The sequence below is a fragment of the Streptomyces sp. NPDC048411 genome (assembly GCF_040704695.1).
Taxonomy (GTDB): domain Bacteria; phylum Actinomycetota; class Actinomycetes; order Streptomycetales; family Streptomycetaceae; genus Streptomyces.
Genome location: NZ_JBEZKL010000005.1, coordinates 40,059 through 56,900, shown reverse-complemented (window position 1 = coordinate 56,900; position 16,842 = coordinate 40,059). Strand labels below are relative to the sequence as shown.

The 16,842-nt window shown below is 70.6% G+C and carries 13 protein-coding genes and 1 pseudogene; 13 read left to right on the top strand and 1 reads right to left on the bottom strand.

Features of this window, described 5'->3' with window-relative positions:
* Positions 1 to 88 precede the first annotated feature (88 nt).
* The 6 genes and pseudogenes from AB0915_RS03390 (at position 89) to AB0915_RS03365 (ending at position 7,155) form a co-directional block, all read left to right on the top strand.
* Entirely contained in the window at positions 89 to 2,245 is a 2,157-nt protein-coding gene (locus AB0915_RS03390; RefSeq protein WP_366689550.1) for a HEAT repeat domain-containing protein, read from the top strand.
* On the top strand, positions 2,242 to 2,559 hold the full coding sequence (locus AB0915_RS03385; RefSeq protein WP_366689475.1) for a zinc-ribbon domain-containing protein: 318 nt from the start codon (positions 2,242 to 2,244) through the stop codon (positions 2,557 to 2,559). Before AB0915_RS03390 ends, AB0915_RS03385 begins: the two co-directional genes overlap by 4 nt.
* Positions 2,560 to 2,671: 112 nt before the next feature.
* Positions 2,672 to 2,857: pseudogene (locus AB0915_RS03380) on the top strand (hypothetical protein); the annotation flags it as partial.
* A 14-nt stretch (positions 2,858 to 2,871) separates the two neighbouring features.
* Positions 2,872 to 4,194, top strand: coding sequence for a HAMP domain-containing sensor histidine kinase (locus AB0915_RS03375; protein WP_366689474.1), 1,323 nt, complete (start codon positions 2,872 to 2,874; stop codon positions 4,192 to 4,194).
* Positions 4,195 to 4,249: 55 nt separating this feature from the next.
* Complete coding sequence (locus AB0915_RS03370) at positions 4,250 to 5,629, top strand: FtsW/RodA/SpoVE family cell cycle protein (protein WP_366689473.1); 1,380 nt, start codon at positions 4,250 to 4,252, stop codon at positions 5,627 to 5,629.
* On the top strand, positions 5,626 to 7,155 hold the full coding sequence (locus tag AB0915_RS03365; RefSeq protein ID WP_366689472.1) for a penicillin-binding transpeptidase domain-containing protein: 1,530 nt from the start codon (positions 5,626 to 5,628) through the stop codon (positions 7,153 to 7,155). Before AB0915_RS03370 ends, AB0915_RS03365 begins: the two co-directional genes overlap by 4 nt.
* A gap of 100 nt (positions 7,156 to 7,255) precedes the next feature.
* On the opposite strand, the gene AB0915_RS03360 is transcribed toward AB0915_RS03365, so the two are convergent.
* A complete protein-coding gene (locus AB0915_RS03360) occupies positions 7,256 to 8,359 on the bottom strand; it encodes a ferritin-like domain-containing protein (RefSeq protein WP_366689471.1) in 1,104 nt (367 codons plus the stop codon).
* Positions 8,360 to 8,537: 178 nt separating this feature from the next.
* Between AB0915_RS03360 and AB0915_RS03355 the strand changes: the two genes are divergently transcribed.
* From AB0915_RS03355 to AB0915_RS03325, 7 genes are all read left to right on the top strand, one after another.
* A complete protein-coding gene (locus tag AB0915_RS03355; protein ID WP_366689470.1) occupies positions 8,538 to 9,473 on the top strand; it encodes a diiron oxygenase in 936 nt (311 codons plus the stop codon).
* 93 nt (positions 9,474 to 9,566) lie between these two features.
* Positions 9,567 to 9,770: a hypothetical protein gene (locus AB0915_RS03350; RefSeq protein WP_366689469.1), complete on the top strand. Its 204-nt coding sequence runs from the start codon at positions 9,567 to 9,569 to the stop codon at positions 9,768 to 9,770.
* Positions 9,767 to 10,033, top strand: a complete 267-nt coding sequence (locus tag AB0915_RS03345; RefSeq protein WP_327244355.1) for a hypothetical protein — start codon at positions 9,767 to 9,769, stop codon at positions 10,031 to 10,033. Before AB0915_RS03350 ends, AB0915_RS03345 begins: the two co-directional genes overlap by 4 nt.
* A gap of 100 nt (positions 10,034 to 10,133) precedes the next feature.
* The gene (locus tag AB0915_RS03340) at positions 10,134 to 12,740 is read left to right on the top strand and encodes a PQQ-binding-like beta-propeller repeat protein (protein WP_366689468.1); all 2,607 of its coding nucleotides are present in this window, start codon (positions 10,134 to 10,136) and stop codon (positions 12,738 to 12,740) included.
* 196 nt (positions 12,741 to 12,936) lie between these two features.
* Positions 12,937 to 14,106, top strand: coding sequence for a C40 family peptidase (locus AB0915_RS03335; RefSeq protein ID WP_366689467.1), 1,170 nt, complete (start codon positions 12,937 to 12,939; stop codon positions 14,104 to 14,106).
* Positions 14,107 to 14,397: 291 nt separating this feature from the next.
* Positions 14,398 to 14,736 (top strand): DUF6479 family protein, encoded by a 339-nt coding sequence (locus AB0915_RS03330; RefSeq protein WP_366689466.1) that lies wholly within the window; start codon positions 14,398 to 14,400, stop codon positions 14,734 to 14,736.
* Positions 14,737 to 15,194: 458 nt separating this feature from the next.
* On the top strand, positions 15,195 to 16,835 hold the full coding sequence (locus AB0915_RS03325) for a ubiquinol-cytochrome c reductase cytochrome b subunit (protein WP_366689465.1): 1,641 nt from the start codon (positions 15,195 to 15,197) through the stop codon (positions 16,833 to 16,835).
* Positions 16,836 to 16,842: the final 7 nt, after the last annotated feature.

Here is a 16,842-nt window from a genome sequence, read left to right as displayed (position 1 = left end):
AGGGTGCATGCGGCGGGTGGATTGTCCGGGCCGTGGTGCACACTCTGCGCAGACACTGCAATACGTGAATGCGCGGGGAGGCGACGGCATGTTCGCGGGGATCGACGAGGTCGACTGGGCCTCGATGGAGCATGCTTACGGGCCTGCCGACGACGTGCCGGGCCTGCTGCGGGGGCTCGCGTCCGCCGATCCGGCGGAGCGCGAACAGGCGCTGGACAGTATGTACGGGGCCGTTCACCACCAGGGGGATGTGTACGACTGCACACTCGCCTGCATTCCCTTCCTCTTCGAGCTGGTCGTGGACCCGGGGATCCACGACCGGGGCAGCATCGTCGAGCTGCTCACCAGCATCGGCGGCATCGATCTGGACGAGGACGACGAGGACTTCGACGAGGAGGACTTCGACGAGGAGGAGATCGAGGACGCGGCGAACTACGCGATGGCGGCCTCGGCCGTCACCGCGGGCGCCGGGGCGTTCTTCGAGCTCATCGCCGACGAGGACCCGGGGGTACGGCAGGCCGCACCGCTGGCGCTCGCCACGCTGCACAGCCACCCGGCGCGGGTCCTCGCGCTGCTGCGGGAGCGGCTGCCGGTGGAGCCGGACGAGGAGGTGCGGCTCGCGCTCGTGGAGGCGGCGGGCCGGGTCGCGCTGCGGAACCGCCCGCTGGCCGGGCAGGCGGCGGACTGGCTGAGCCGGCTCGCCGCGGAGGCGTACACCCCGGCGCTGCGGCTGGCTGCCCTTGCCCAGCTGGCCCGCTGCGCGCCGGACATGCTTCCGGGCGATGTCGTACGGATGGTGGCGGGGTTGCTGACGGAGCTGCGCTCGACGCCCGGCACGGCATCCGGGGCGCCGGACCCGGTGGGCGCCGCCGCACAGGTCGACGAGTCGGGGCCGGACGAACCCGCCGAGGAGCGGGGTGCCCCGGTGACCCTGGTGGGGCAGCTGCGGGCACTGTCCGCGGCGGAATCCGCCGGGCGCAGCGCCCCCTGGACGGCAGATCTGCTGCGGACGCTGCATGTCGGGCTCGATGACCGGGTCGCCGACCGGAGCGCGCTGCTGATCGACCAGCTGCGCAGCCCCGACCGCTGGCAGCGCATCGACGCGGTACGGATGAGCAGCGGGCTGATACGGGCCTGGCGGGGCTCGTACGAGGAGCTGGTCCGCCTCGTGGGTGCCCAGCTCGCGGACCCCGAGCCGCGGCTGGCCGAGGCCGCCTCGCACATGCTGGAGGAGCTGTTCGGGCTGGCCGCGCCCGCCGCGGACGCGCTGGCGGCGCGGGTGGCGGCGGATCCCGGGTCCTGGGTGAAGGAGTGGGCGAGCGAGCAGCCGGGGCTCGGCAGCGCGGTGAAGGCGCTGGCCCGGCTGGGTGACGCCCGGGCGGTGCCCGCGCTGGCCGCCGCGCTGGAGCGGCCCGAGGTGCCGCACGACGTGGGATTCGCCATCGGGTATCTGGGCGCGGCCGCGGCCCCGCTCGCCGGAGTGCTGCGGCGCAGGCTGGGCGGGCTCGATCTCGACGAGGGGGTGTACGACCGGGCGAGCCCGCTGCTCGGCGGGCTGACCGCGCTGCGGGCGGGCGAGGCGGCGCCGGAGGTGCTGCGGGTGCTCCGCGGGGCGCCGGAGTACCGCGGGGAGTGGCTGCGGACCTCGGCACTGCGGGCGCTCGGCTCGTTCGGCCCGGCCGCCCGGTGCGCCGTCCCGGAGTTGCGGGCGCTGATCCGCCGCCCGGGGACCCCGGCGGCGACGGAAGCGGCTCAGGCACTGTGGGCGGTCGAGGGGGACGCGGAGGCCGTGCTGCCGGTTCTGATCGAGGGCCTGGGGGCGGAGCACGCGCACGAGCGGCGCGCGGCGGTGAGCGCGCTGGGCGGGCTGGGTGCGCGCGCGGCCGTGGCGGCACCCCGGCTGCGGGCGCTGCTGGTCCATGACGAGCTGTGGCTGCGGGTGGACGCGGCGATCGCACTGTGGGAGGTGACGGGGCGGACCGAGGAGTCCGTACCGGTCATGCTGGCCGCCTGGGAGATGAACCGTCATGTCAGGGTCCGGGTGGCCGAATGCCTGGCGCTGATGGGTGTTGCTGGTGCAGGGTCGGATGCGGCACATGCGCTGCGCGCCGAACTCGCCTCCGTAAGACGTCACAACGCCATGGACGGCGGGTACGGCAGCCACGACACATACGAGGACGAAAAGCTGCTGGTGCTCTGCCGGCGAGCGCTTCACGAAGTAACGGGGAAGGGGCCCACGACGTGATCATTTTTGGTACGCGAGGCTATCTGTACCAACTGGCCGTTCTGACGATGGTCTGCGGCTGGTGCGGCAATCCGGCCGCGCACACACTGCGGAAGCGGGTCACGAAGTTCACGCTGTTCTTCGTGCCGCTGTTCCCGTTCTCGACGAAGTACGCGACGCAGTGCACGTTCTGCGGCGGGGAGCAGAAGATCCCGAAGGAGCAGGCCGACCAACTGCTGGCGCAGCACGTGGCATCGCAGGACGGCAACCCGTTCGGACAGGCCCAGCAGCAGCCGGGGTATGCCCAGGACGGACAGAACCCCTACCAGCACTGACACAACCGCGGCTGCACCGATAGAAAAGAGCATAAGGGACTTCCTTCCGCATAAGGTCGACGGGTCATGGGTCGGCGGACCCATGACCGGACGTCCGGGAAGGGAGGGAGTCATGCGCCCGCATCTCCGTGTGACGTGCCGTGCGAAGGCGGCCCTCGTGGCCGGCGTCGGCGCCGCGCTGCTGGCCGGCTGTGACACCGGCGGCAAGCTGAGGAGTGCCGGACGGGCCCCGGCCGCCATCGGGCCCGACCGGCTCTGGCCGCAGCTGCCGCCCGCCTCCGCCGCCCCGTACGACTACTCCGCGGTGCGGCGATGAGGCGACGGAGAATGCGCGCGCCCGCGTGGACCGCGACGCTCGCCTGGAAGTCGGCGGTGTTCATCACCGTGATGTCCTGCGCATTCGCCGCGCTGCTGGGCGTACTGGTGCACACCGCGGTGACCCGGGATGCCGTCGACGAGGCCCGCGCCGACGCGCTCTCCCGGCTGAGCGATGTCACCGCGGCGTACAAGGCGGGCGAGGCGCTCCCGCCGGGTTCCGGCATTGATCCGCCCGGGCTGCCCGCGTCCCTGCGCGCCCTCGCCGTGAGCGGGCATCAGGGCACGCTCGTCGCCGACCTCCACGGGCGTCCGACGATGTGGGCGGCAGGCCCGGCCGACGGCCGCGCGCTCGCCACCGCGATCGACTACAGCCGCAGCGCCCACGTGATCAACAGCCTCGACCGCGCGATCGTCGGCTCCTCGCTGCTGGCGATCGGTGTCACGCTGCTGGTCGGCGCGTTCGCCGTCACCCGGGTCACCCGTCGGCTGCACCAGACCGCCCAGGTGGCCCGCCGGATCGGTGCGGGCGATCTCGATGCCCGCGTCGACGACCCCCGCACCTCGGACCCGTCGCGCCCGCAGGACGAGGTGGCGATCGTCGCCGGTGCGCTGGACACGATGGCGTCCACGCTCCAGCGCAAACTGCTGGCCGAGCAGCGCTTCACCGCCGACGTGGCGCACGAGCTGCGCACCCCGCTGACCGGTCTCTCGGCCGCGGCCGAGCTGTTGCCGGCGGGCCGCCCGGCCGAGCTGGTGCGGGACCGGGTGCGGACGATGCGGACGCTGACGGAGGATCTGCTGGAGATCTCCCGGCTCGACGCCCGCACGGAAGAGGTCGATCTCGCGGTTCACGAACTGGCTCCGCTCGCCGTGCGGGTGGCGAGCGCCTCGGGAACGGAGACGGAGGTCCGCGTCGTGGGGGCGGAAGCCGGAACCGGGGCGAGGCCCGTGCGGGTCGAGACCGACAAGCGGCGGCTGGAACGGGTCCTCGGCAATCTGATCGCCAATGCGCACCAGCACGGCCGGCCCCCGGTGGTCGTGACGGTCGACGGGCCGGTGGTGACCGTACGCGATCACGGTCCGGGGTTCCCGGACTATCTGCTGGCCGGTGGTCCGCAGCGGTTCCGTACCGAGGAAGGCGGCAAGGGCCACGGGCTCGGACTGACCATCGCCGTCGGGCAGTCGGCGGTCATCGGCGCCGAGCTCGTCTTCGCCAACGCGGAGGACGGCGGGGCGGTGGCGCGGCTGACGCTCCCGGAATACGTACGACCCGACGGCGAACCGCCCGGCCATGGCGACCAGACAGAGGCGACGTAAGGGAAATGAAGTGACATAAGGGGAATATGGTGCACCTCTTGCTACGTTGCGTGGCATGACCGCCACGAGGACGGACGCGCCCCCGCCGCAGCTACGCCTGCCCAAGCGGCGCGGGGTCGAGCTCGCACTCCTCATCGGAGCCGTCCTCATCTCCGTCTACGGCTACGCCGCCGTCGGCCTCGCGCACGACCGCGCGATCCCGCCCGATGTCGCCGGTTACGGTGCCGGTCTCGGGCTGCTCGCACTCCTCGCGCATCTCGCCGTCCGCTTCCGTGCCCCGCACGCCGATCCGCTGCTGCTCCCCATCGCCGTCCTGCTCAACGGTCTCGGACTGGTGCTGATCTACCGGCTCGACCTGGAGACCCCGAAGGACCAGGCGGCGCCCACCCAGCTGGTCTGGTCGACGCTCGGGGTCGCGCTCTTCATCGTGGTCGTCGTCTTCCTCCGCGACCACCGGGTGCTCCAGCGGTACGCCTACCTGTCGGTCGCCGCATCGCTCGTCCTGATGATCGTGCCGATCTTCTTCCCCGCGGTGAACGGTGCCAAGATCTGGATCCGGATCGGCGGATTCTCTTTCCAGCCGGGCGAGTTCGCCAAGATCCTGCTCGCCGTCTTCTTCGCCGCGTACCTCTCGGCGAACCGCCACGCGCTCGCCTACACGGGCCGCATGATCTGGAAACTCCAACTGCCCACCGGCCGGGTGCTCGGCCCGATCGTGGCGATCTGGCTGCTCAGTGTCGGGGTGCTGGTCCTCGAGCGGGATCTGGGTACCTCGCTGCTCTTCTTCGGCCTCTTCGTGATCATGCTGTACGTGGCGACCGGCCGGACCGGGTGGATCGCGGTTGGGCTGCTGCTCGCCGCCGTCGGCGCGTTCGCCGTCGGCTCCTTCGAGCCGCATGTGCACAGCCGGGTGCAGGACTGGCTCGATCCGTTCGCCTCCATCGCCGCGGGCCAGGGACCGAGCCAGCTCGCCCAGTCGCTGTTCGCGTTCGCCGCGGGCGGGATGCTCGGCACCGGGCTCGGTCTCGGCCACTCCATCCTCATCGGTTTCGCCGCCAAGTCCGACTTCATCCTGGCCACGGCGGGCGAGGAGCTCGGGCTGTCCGGTCTGACCGCGATCTTCCTGCTGTACGCGCTGCTGGTCGCCCGCGGCTACCGGGCCGGGCTCGCCCTGCGCGACACCTTCGGGCGGCTGCTGTCGATCGGGCTCGCATCGATCCTGGCCCTCCAGGTCTTCGTGATCGCGGGCGGCGTGATGGGGCTGATCCCGCTGACGGGCATGGCGATGCCGTTCCTCGCCCAGGGCGGTTCGTCCGTCGTGACCAACTGGATCATCGTGGCGCTGCTCATCCGGATCAGCGACCTCGCCCGCACCCCCCACCCCGACCAGGTGGAGAACGGGGTCATCGCACCGATCGTGGAGGACCCGTCGTGATCCGCTACATCCGGCGGGCCGCCGCGTTCTGCCTGCTGCTGCTCATGGCGCTGCTGCTGAACGCCGCCCGCGTCCAGGTCTTCCAGGCGGACGAGCTGGACGACAACCCCGCCAACCGCCGCGGCACGATCGCCCGCTACGGCCAGCCGCGGGGCAACATCCTGGTCGGCAGCACGTCGGTCGCCGGCTCCAAGAACACGGACGAGCAGCTCGCCTACGAGCGCACCTACACCGACGGGCCGCTGTACGCGCCGGTGACCGGGTACGCCTCGCAGACGTACGGCACGACGCTCATTGAGAACGCCGAGGACGACATCCTCTCCGGCACCGATCCGCTGCTCGCCCCGCTGCCGCTGTGGGACGAGATCACCCGCAGCAGGCAGCCCGGCGGCAATGTCGCAACGACCGTCAAGGACTCCATGCAGCGCGCCGCGTACGCCGGGCTGGGCGGGCGGCGGGGTGCGGTCGCCGCCCTCGAACCGTCGACCGGCAAGATCCTGGCGCTGGTCTCGACCCCTTCGTACGACCCCGAGCGGCTCTCCGGCACCGGATCGTCGGTCACCGACGCCTGGCGGCAGTTCAACAGGGCGAGGAGCCAGCCGATGCTCAACCGGGCGATCCGGCAGACCTATCCCCCCGGCTCCACCTTCAAGATCGTGACGGCGGCCGCGGCGCTCGACGCGGGTGTGGTCGAGGACCCCTACGCGGGGACCGACACCCCGTCCCCGTACGTCCTGCCGGGGACCAGCACCACGCTCCCCAATGAGGCCGGCGGCTGCGAGTACGCGTCGCTCGCCGAGGCGATCCGGGTGTCGTGCAACACCGTGATGGCCCATCTGGGGGTGGAGGTCGGGCTGGACGGGATGGTGAAGGCGGCGCGGAAGTTCGGCTTCAACGACACCGGACTGAAGATCCCGTCCGGCGTGGCCAAGAGCAACTTCGACACCGACATGAGCGACGACCAGCTGGCCCTGTCGTCGATCGGACAGTTCAACACGACGGCGACACCGCTGCAGATGGCCATGGTGGCGTCGGCCGTCGCGAACGGCGGCGACCTCAAGTACCCGTATCTGGTGGACCGCACGACGACCAGCACCGGCACCACCGTCCATCAGAACCGCCCGCGCTCCTACCACCAGGCGATGAGCCCGCGGACCGCGACGCAGCTACGGCAGATGATGATCGACGTCGTGGAGCAGGGCACCGGATCCAATGCCGCGATCTACGGGGCGACGGTCGGCGGCAAGACCGGCACCGCTCAGCACGGCATCGACAACTCCGGTACCCCGTACGCCTGGTTCATCTCCTGGGCACAGGCGCCGAACTCGAACCGGCCGGCGGTCGCGGTCGCGGTGGTCGTCGAGGACGCCGCCGCGAAGCGGGCGGACATCAGCGGGGGCGGCAGCGCGGCGCCGATCGCCCGGGCCGTCATGGAGGCGGCGCTGCAAGCTGTCGGCACGGGGGGCGCACCCCCGTCCGGGGCGTCTCGCGGCTCGGAACGACACGTGCGGCGCGGCACACGCTGATGACACCTCCGGTGCGGATGGCGGAGCCGGTGCGCGGCTTCACGGCCGGCCTCTGATCGCCGGTCGTCGAAGACCCTCGCACCGGACCGTCCGGCATCTTCTAGGCAGCGCCCTCCGCTATCGCCTCCTCGACCTCCGCGACCCGCGCCCGCTCCTCCGTCGCGAACCGGTCCCGGTCCAGCTGCTCGGCTATCTCCTCGTCCTGGGCCATGAGCAGGTCGAGGTTGGAGTCGCCGAGTTCGAAGACGCCCATGTCGACGTACGCCTTCTGCAGCCGCTCGCCCCACAGACCGATGTCCTTGACGCACGGGACGATCCGGCTGAACAGCAGCTTGCGGAAGAGCTGCAGGAACTCCGAGTGCTCGGAGAGTTCCTTGGCCTCCTGCTTGCCTATGCCGAAGTTCTCCAGCACCTCGACGCCGCTGAGGCGGTCGCGCATCAGGTAACAGCCCTCGATGACGAACTCCTCGCGCTCGCGCAGTTCGGCGTCGCTCAGCTGCTTGTAGTAGTCGCGCAGCGCCATCCGGCCGAAGGCGACGTGCCGGGCCTCGTCCTGCATGACGTAGGCGAGGATCTGCTTGGGCAGCGGCTTGTTCGTGGTGTCGCGGATCATGCCGAACGCAGCCAGCGCCAGGCCCTCGATCAGGACCTGCATGCCCAGGTAGGGCATGTCCCAGCGGGAGTCGCGCAGGGTGTCGCCGAGCAGGCCCTGGAGGCTGTCGTTGATCGGGTAGAGCATCTGCACCTTCTCGTGCAGGAACCGGCCGTATATCTCCGCGTGCCGGGCCTCGTCCATGGCCTGGGTCGCGGAGTAGAACTTCGCGTCCAGGTCGGGGACGGATTCCACGATCCGGGCGGCACAGACCATCGCGCCTTGTTCACCGTGGAGGAACTGGCTGAACTGCCACGAGGTGTAGTGCTTGCGCAGCTCACCCCGGTCCCTCTCGGTCATCTTGGCCCAGTGCGGGGTGCCGTACAGCGTGAGGGCCTCGTCGGGGGTGCCCAGCGGGTCGGCGGGGTCGACCTCCAGGGACCAGTCGATGCGCTTGTTGCCGTCCCACTGCTTGTCCTTGCCCTTCTGGTAGAGGGCGAGAAGGCGTTCACGGCCGTCGTCGTAGTCCCAGTTGAACCGGGCGGCGCCGGAGGCGGGCACCTGCCACAGCGGCGTGTCGGGGGCGGTGGTGTAGAGGTCGTGTGTCGACACGGACGGCTCCTTCGCCTCGCATGCTCGGCCACATTCCGCTGCGGTTGCGTCAGTTGGCAGGTTCACACGTTGCTGTACGCCGGGTCAACAAGTCGCGCGCGAGGGATTGACCGCCTTACTGACAAGCAGTCTCATAAGAAGTGACCCCCGGTAACCCATAGGTGAGGTGCCCTCAGCCATGACGACAGTGACCGAACGCGACGTGCAGGTGCTCCGCGACGCACTGGGCCCGCTACGGGACCGCGAGCAGATCGCCGAGCGCCTCCTGGAGTCCTCGGCCAAGCACTCCTTCGATCCGGACACCGAGCTCGACTGGGATACGGCGGTCGAGGACGGCAAGTGGTTCTGGCCGCCCGAGCTCGTCTCCCTCTACGACACCCCGCTGTGGCGGAGGATGCCGGAGGAGCAGCGGATGGACCTGGCCCGGCACGAGGCGGCGTCGCTGGCCTCGCTCGGCATCTGGTTCGAGATCATCTTGATGCAGCTGCTGGTCCGGCACATCTACGACAAGCCGGTGACCAGCAATCATGTCCGTTACGCGCTGACCGAGATAGCCGACGAGTGCCGGCACTCGATGATGTTCGGCCGCATGATCCAGTGGGGGCGGGCGCCCAGCTATCCCGTACCGCGCGTCTATCACAACCTGGCGCGGGTGCTGAAGACCGTGTCCACGACGCCCGGTTCGTTCGCCGCGACCCTGCTCGGTGAGGAGATCCTCGACTGGATGCAGCGTCTGACGTTCCCGGACGAGCGTGTCCAGACGCTGGTGCGCGGCGTGACCCGGATCCATGTGGTCGAGGAGGCACGGCACGTGCGCTACGCCCGCGAGGAGCTGCGCCGCCAGATGGTCACGGCACCTCGCTGGGAGCGCGAGCTCACCCGGCTGAGCTGCGGGGAGGCGGCGCGCGTCTTCTCCGTCTGCTTCATCAACCCGCAGGTGTACGAGAACGTCGGCCTGGACCGCCGCGAGGCCGTCGCCCAGGTGAAGGCGAGCGGCCACCGGGCGGAGGTCATGCAGTCGGGTGCCAAGCGGCTGACGGACTTCCTCGACGACATCGGTGTGTTGAACGGGGTGGGGCGCAGGCTGTGGAAGAGCTCGGGTCTGCTGGCCTGAGCCGGCGACCCCGGCGGAGGGGCGCCGCAGGAAGTGCCCGGCGGATCACGACCGTGAGCCGCGACCTGTCCGCCCCTGATCGGCCGGGCACAGTTGATCGCCCTGCTCGCGGCCACCGCGGCAACGAACGAGGAGACGGCATCCGTGATGGCGGCACTGCTGCCGCTGGGGACCGCCTCCGGTCCGGCCGGGAAGCCGGCGGCCCGGCTGGTCCCCGTGGTCGGCGGGGCGGCCCACCCGCTGTCGCCGGACCGAAGGCCTCCCCGGAACACGCCCTGGGTCAGACTGGGGGCGTGAGAAGCGAGAACACCACCTTCAGGGGCGGCCCGCTGGACGGGCGGGTCCTCCCCGTCCTCGTCGGCTCGACCGGCCACCCGCCCAAGTGGTACGAGGTCCCGGTGCCGGACGCCGACGGCGGACCGGCCACCGTGTACGCGTACCGACGGGTCCCGGCCGGATACTCCAAGCGGCTGGGTGTGCAGCGCGGCTGGGTGTACGAGTACGCCCCCGAGGGCCGCGAGCGCCACACTCTCAAGTGGCCCTGGTCGAAACCGAGCTGACCCGCTGGTCCGGCCGGGGTGCGTCGGCCGCCTCTTGATTGCCGGACCCTCTAGGATCGGCGGATCCATGGTCACGAGAACGGTCACAAGGGGGTGCGCCATGGAGGCGCTGCGTCAGGACGATCCACGCCGCCTCGGTCCGTACACCGTGCTGGCGCGGTTCCGCGAGACGGCGAGCGCTGTCCAGTACCTCGCGCACGACGCGAGCGCTGCCGACACCCCGGACGGCACCGCGGACCGGACCGTCGTGATCACCGCGGCCCGGCCCGAGCTTGCCGCACTGCCCGCCTTCCGCCGCCGCTTCGAGGCGGAGGCGCGCACCGCGGACCGGCTGGCGGGTGGCTGGGTCCAGCCGCAGCTCGCCACCCGTACGGACGACGCGGAGCTGTGGACGGCCGTGGCGTACGTACCGGCGCTGACGCTCGCCGAGGCGATCGACGCAGCGGGTCCCCTCCCCGAGCGTGCCGTGCGGATACTGGGCGCCGGCATCACCGAGACGCTCTCCCGGGTACACGCCACCGGGGCCGTACTGGAGGGGCTCGCCCCGAGGACCGTGCTGCTGGCCGGGGACGGACCGCGGCTCACCGCCTTCGGCCCGCTGGGCGCGGCAGCCGATGCCGAGGCCAGATCGGGCGGGCAGCTCTCCGTACGGCTCGGGTATCTCACCCCGGAGCAGGTCGAGGGCGAGACGGCGGGACCGGCCTCCGACCTCTTCGTGCTCGGCCTGCTGCTGGCGTACGCGGCGACCGGCACGACCCCGCTCGCGGACGGCCCGGCGAAGGAGGCAGCCGAGCGGATCGCGCATGCGGAGCCGGAACTGGGCGCGGTCCCGGAGGACTTGCGCGGACTGATCGCGCGCTGCCTGGCCAAGGACCCGGCCGAGCGGCCGAGCTCCGGGACGGTGGCGGCGGAACTGGCGCTGGAAGGGGCGGCGGGCCTCGCCAGGGGCGGCTGGCTGCCGCCGCAGGTGTCGAAGACGCTTGCGGAACAGGAGTCCCGCGTCAGGGAGCTGGTGTCCCGAGGCGCGGCCGGCGAGCCGGCGGACAGCCCCGTCGGCACAGCCCCGCACGGGTCTCTCACCGAACCTGCCGACGCCCCACCTGACAGCCCCGCCACCGGCGCGCCCGGCGACGGCGGCCGCGGAGAAGACACCCGGACCACCCGGATCGGGAGCGTCGGCAGCCCCCGCGCCCCGGAGCCCGACCGGCCGACCACCCAGTTGTCCATCCCGCGTGAGCGGACCGGTCCCCCGGACCGGCTGCCCGCCGTCCTGCCGCCCGTCGCGCCGCTCGTGCCACGCCCCCTCCCGGCCCCGGCAGTGGCGGTTCCCGCCTCGCCCGTGACTCCCACGCCCCCACCCGCACCCGCCCCCTCCTCCCCCTCCGCCACCCTCGACCGCCGCACCCTGCTCTTCGGTGCGGCCGCCGGCGCAGCCGGGCTGATCGTCGGCGGTGGAGGTGTGTTCGCCCTCGGGAGCGACGCCTCCGACGCCTCGGACGACGGTAAGCCCGCCCCGTCCCCCAGCGGCCCCACCGTGGCCGGGCTGCCGCCGCAGCCGCGTTGGGTGTACAGACACCCCGAGGCCGAACCCGCGCCGCTCACCGCCGCGCTCTGGCGCGACCGGCTGCTCGTGCTGACCGACGAGACACAGGCCTCCGCCGTCGATCTGCGGACCGGCCACCGCCTCTGGGAGTGCCCGGACGCGGCGAAGGGGCAGGCGGTCCTGGCTGCCGGTGACGCGTTCTGCTTCGTCGCCGGGCCGTCCGAGTTCCTCTGGCTGTCGCCGAAGGACGGAACGGTCGCGCACCGGGTGGCGTACGAGAACCAGTTCGAGGGTGCACCGTTCCTGACGGTGTCCGACGTCATCGGCCAGTCCGGTCCGGCGATCTGGTTCACCGGCTCGCACAAGGTCACCGTGAAGGCCAAGAAGCCGAAGAAGGGCAAGAAGCCCGGGAAGGACACGCAGGTCGTCACGTCGTTCCTGTTCGCGTACGACATCGTGCGGCGCGAGGAGCTGTGGCGGGCCCCCGTACCCACCGGCCGGGAATCGACGACCCCCGCCTACCAGCTGATCGCCGTTCGCCCCGACGACATCGTCGTACGTCAGAAGAGCGCGACGCTCACCCCCGGCGACGTCAAGGCCGCCAAGGGCAAGGCCGTCTTCCGTGGGTTCGACCGCAGGAGCGGGAAGCTGCTGTGGACCAAGTCGTTCGGCACGGTCGGTCCGGACGGGGCAGCCGTCGGGGATGACCAAGGACTGCTGTACGCGGCGGCGGGCGACGCCCTCCAGTCGTTCGAGATGCCCGCGGGCAAGCCGAAGTGGACGCTGAACGGCACGCCCGGGTCCGTATTCGGAACACCGGTCCCGGCCGGGAACCTGCTGCACACCACCAGCCGCAACCAGGAGGTGGGCGCGGTCGAGCGGGAGTCCGGAAAGCTGCGCTGGCGGCGGTCCACCGAGGCGGTGCCCGGCGGATGGGCGCCGGTCGTCACCGTGAGTTCCAGCGGCAGCACCGTGCTGGCGGCCGGGGCCGCGCAGGTCACCGCGTTCGCCGCGGCGGACGGCCGGCGGCTGTGGAAGTTCCAGGACATCGGGGTGCAGGACCCGAAGGGCGCCACGGTCACCGCCCCGTACCGGGTGCTGGCCTTCGGGAAGTCCGCCGTCGTCCAGCGGGAACGGATGTTCTACGCGTTCCCGGTGAAGTGACCTCGGAGGTGTCCGGCGGATCAGGGCCCCGGCCGTGATCCGCCAGGCCCCTTGAGTGTCGTCCCGCCGTCCGGGCGAATCCGGGCGCCGCCACACCGCACTGTTCTTGCATCACCCGCCCCCCAGTGACCGTATTGACGCGTTGCGCTCACTCATGGGGTGGTCCCACGATCGCCCCGTCATCGGAGGTGATTCCGTGTCGTCCAGGGTTCTGCGCACCGTCTGCGCGGCGGCACTCGCCACGGTGGTCGCGGCCTCACCCGCCGTCGCCGCCACCGCGGACCCGAGCAGCCCCGGCTCCTCCGGCCCCGCCCGTGAGCCACGCGCCACGAAGAACGTCGCTGAGCTGCTGACCGAGCTCAGGAAGCTGTACCAGCAGGCCGAGGAGGCCAGCGAGGCGTACAACGGAACCACCGCGAAGCTGAAGAAGCGGGCGGCGGATGCGAAGAAGCTGGACACCGCTCTCGCCGTGGCGCGGACCGCGCAGGGCCGCAGCCGCGATGACGCGGGGCGGCTGGCCCGGGAGCAGTACCAGGGGCAGTCCGACTTTTCCTCGTACGTCCAGCTGATGCTGTCCCGCGACCCCGAGCACGCCCTGGACCAGGAACACGTCATTCAGCGGGTGGCGGCCGGCCGGGCCGCGACCGTGAAGCGGCTCACCGGTGCCGAGAAGCGCGCCGACGGGCTGGCCTCCGCGTCCCGCAAGGCGCTCGAGAAGCAGCGGGTGCTGGCCGCGCGGCAGAAGAAGCAGCGCGACACCGTGCAGTCGCAGCTGAGGAAGGTGGAGGCGCTGCTGGCCGAGCTCTCCGCCGAGCAGATCGCCCAGGTGTCCCAGCTGGAGCAGCAGGCCACGGACAAGGCCCAGGGCACGCTGGTCACCTCGGGCGCCCTGTCCTCGGCCCGGCCGCCGTCCCAGCAGGGCGACGAGGCGGTGAAGTACGCGGTCAGGCAGCTCGGCAAGCCGTATGTGTGGGGCGCGGAGGGTCCGGGGTCGTTCGACTGCTCCGGGCTCACCTCGCAGGCCTGGGCGAACGCGGGGCACACGATTCCGCGGACCTCGCAGGAGCAGTGGAAGCAGCTGCGGAAGGTACCGCTGAACGCGCTGCGCCCAGGTGACCTGGTGATCTACTTCCCCAAGGCCACGCACGTGGCCCTGTACGTCGGCAACGGCCTGGTGGTGCAGGCGCCCCGGCCCGGGTCGCAGGTGAAGGTCTCGCCGCTGGCGTCGAATCCGCTGCTGGGCGCCGTGCGCCCGGATCCGGAGAGCCCGTCGCTGGGCACGTACAGCCTCCCAGAGCCGGCCCGGGACACGTCCGGCGGCTCGGACGCGGGGTACAACTCCTCGTCCGAGCCGGGCGACGAGTAGCCGCATGCAGTACCCCGGCGCACACGTCAGCCGGGTCGCGCACCGTCGCTCTTCCTACGGGAACCGGCCGGCTGTCGTATCTGGCTCCCCGCCCGCCCGGACGTAGACTTACCAGGGAGCTTGAGCCTTGCCAGACGTCCAGTTCAGGCGGGCCCCCGCGAGATTGATGCCGCCAAGGCGGCGGGACTGGAGTTCCCACGGCTCCGGCCATCGCCGGCTCTTTCTCAAATGAGCGGAAGCCCCTGCCTCGCTTTGTGAGCGGTGGAATCCCTCAGGAAGGACGTGGGCCAGATGAGCCACTATGTGAGCCAGGTGCCCATCAGCGACATCACAGTGACCGCTTCGGCTGTGCGCTGGATTTTCCCCCTCGGCATAGTAGTGGTCGTAGTCGCTGTTCTGCTGGGCCTCGTCTGGTGGGACACGCGCCGTCGGTCTCGAGCACGACAGCAGGGACCACGGGCCGAGTATTCCTCCCGAAGCCAGCGGCCTTTTCTCGGCGAAAAGGTGAGGGATGCAGATGATTTCGGGGAAGGTCTCAGCCCATATGAGCTCAACCGGCCCTCTTCGCCAAGGGACGCACGCAAATACGAAAACGGTGGGGCTTTTGGCAGTGGAGGACCAGGCGGCTGATGGGTCGGCGACATCGGCGGCACGTGCCGAGATTCGGACGGGCAGTGGGCTCTGATCGCCACCGGCCCCCTCCGGGCCCGCGACGTCTGCGGAGCCCTCGACCACGAACTGCTGCCGGAGAACATCGAAGGCACCCGCGCCAAGCTGAAACGCCTCGAAAAGCTCGACGTCCTCGCCGAGGTCGAGGCTGGCAGCTTCGCCGGGAAGCAGTAGTCGACCAAGCCCGCCGACCAGCAGCCCTGTCCCAACTTCACAGCTCACGAACCGCCCTCTGAGAGTTCCCGTGGTGGGGGTGTCCGACGCGTGCGACCCCACCCTGCACGTCGGGGCCAAGTCCGCCGATCAGGTGCCGATACCGAGATTCTGCGTAGTCCCTTCGAGTAATGCGTTGCTCATAAAGGGCGAACCGGAACAATAAGGGACGGATAACGGAAGGGAGACCGACGGGAGAGTGGTGCATGCCCCTGCGGAGACGTAAGGCGCAGCTGAAGACCCGGGCCGGGAAGGCGGCAGTCAGTGGATACGGCGCGGTGGATGCGCGCCTGCCCGTCAGCGAGCTGGCCAGGCAGCTGCTGCGCAAGGCCTTTCCCGACCACTGGTCGTTTCTCCTCGGCGAGATCGCCCTCTACTCGTTCGTGGTCCTGCTCCTCACCGGCGTCTACCTCACCCTGTTCTTCGACCCGAGCATGATGGAGAGCGTCTACACCGGTTCCTATGCGCCCCTTCAGGGTGTGAGGATGACGCAGGCCTACACCAGCACCATCGGAATCAGTTTCGACGTGCGCGGTGGCCTGCTGATCCGTCAGATCCATCACTGGGCGGCGCTGGTGTTTGTCGCCGCGATCGCCGTCCATCTACTGCGGATCTTCTTCACCGGCGCCTTCCGTAAGCCGCGGGAGGCCAACTGGATCGTGGGCATGACCCTGTTCGTACTCGCGCTCCTCGAAGGATTCGCGGGCTACTCGCTGCCCGACGATCTGCTGTCCGGTACGGGCCTGAGAACGGCGGCCACCATTGTGGGGTCGATCCCTGTCGTCGGAACGTACATGGAGCTGTTCGTCTTCGGAGGACCGTTCCCGGGCAATGACGTGATCCCTCGCCTGTACGCCGTGCACATCCTGCTCGTGCCCGGCCTGATCGTGGCGCTGATCACCGCTCATCTCATGCTGGTGGTCTACCTCAAGCACACCCACTGGGCGGCGCAGGGGAAGACCAACAAGAACGCCGTCGGCTCACCGGCGTTCCCGCACTTCACTGCGAAGACCACAGGTTTCTTCCTCATGGTGTTCGGCGTACTGGCCCTGCTGGGCGGGCTCGCCCAGATCAACCCCGTATGGAACTACGGCCCCTACCGTGCCGACCAGGTTTCCGGTAACGCACAGCCGGACTGGTATGTCGGGTTCCTGGAGGGCGCGCTCCGGCTGATGCCGCCATGGGAGACCAACATCGCGGGTCACACCATCATGTGGAATGTGTTCATTCCGGCGCTCGTGCTGCCGGGCGTGGTCTTCACGGTGCTGTTCCTCTATCCCTTCTTCGAGAGGTGGGTGACGGGCGACCGCAGGGAACACCATCTGTGCGACCGGCCGCGCAACCGGCCGACCCGCACCGGGCTCGGCGTGGCGGCCATCGTCTTCTACGCCGTTCTCCTGGTCGCCGGCGGCAACGACGTCGTCGCCTTCTCGTTCAGGGTTTCGATCCAGGTCATGACCTGGATCCTCAGGATCGCGCTGGTCGCAGCCCCGCTGCTGGCGTTCGCGCTGACCAAGCGCCTCTGCCTCGCGCTTCAGATGCGGGACCGCCGCCGGCTGACCGAGGGTGAGGAAACCGGCCAGGTGACCCAATCGATGAACGGCGATCTCTCGGAGAGCCACCGCGGCCTGAGCCCGACAGCCCGCTACCGCATCCTGATGCGTGATGTCCCGACGCCCCTGGAGCTCCCCGTGGAGGGCCCGATCTCGCGTCGGCGACGGCTTCGGACCGTACTGAGCGGCTGGTACTACAGGGACCTCGTGGACCTGCCCGCCACGGACGAGCAACAGTCCCGGATCGCCGAGCGGACGGCGCCACCGGCACCGGTTCGCGAGCCCGAGGACTGAGAGCCGC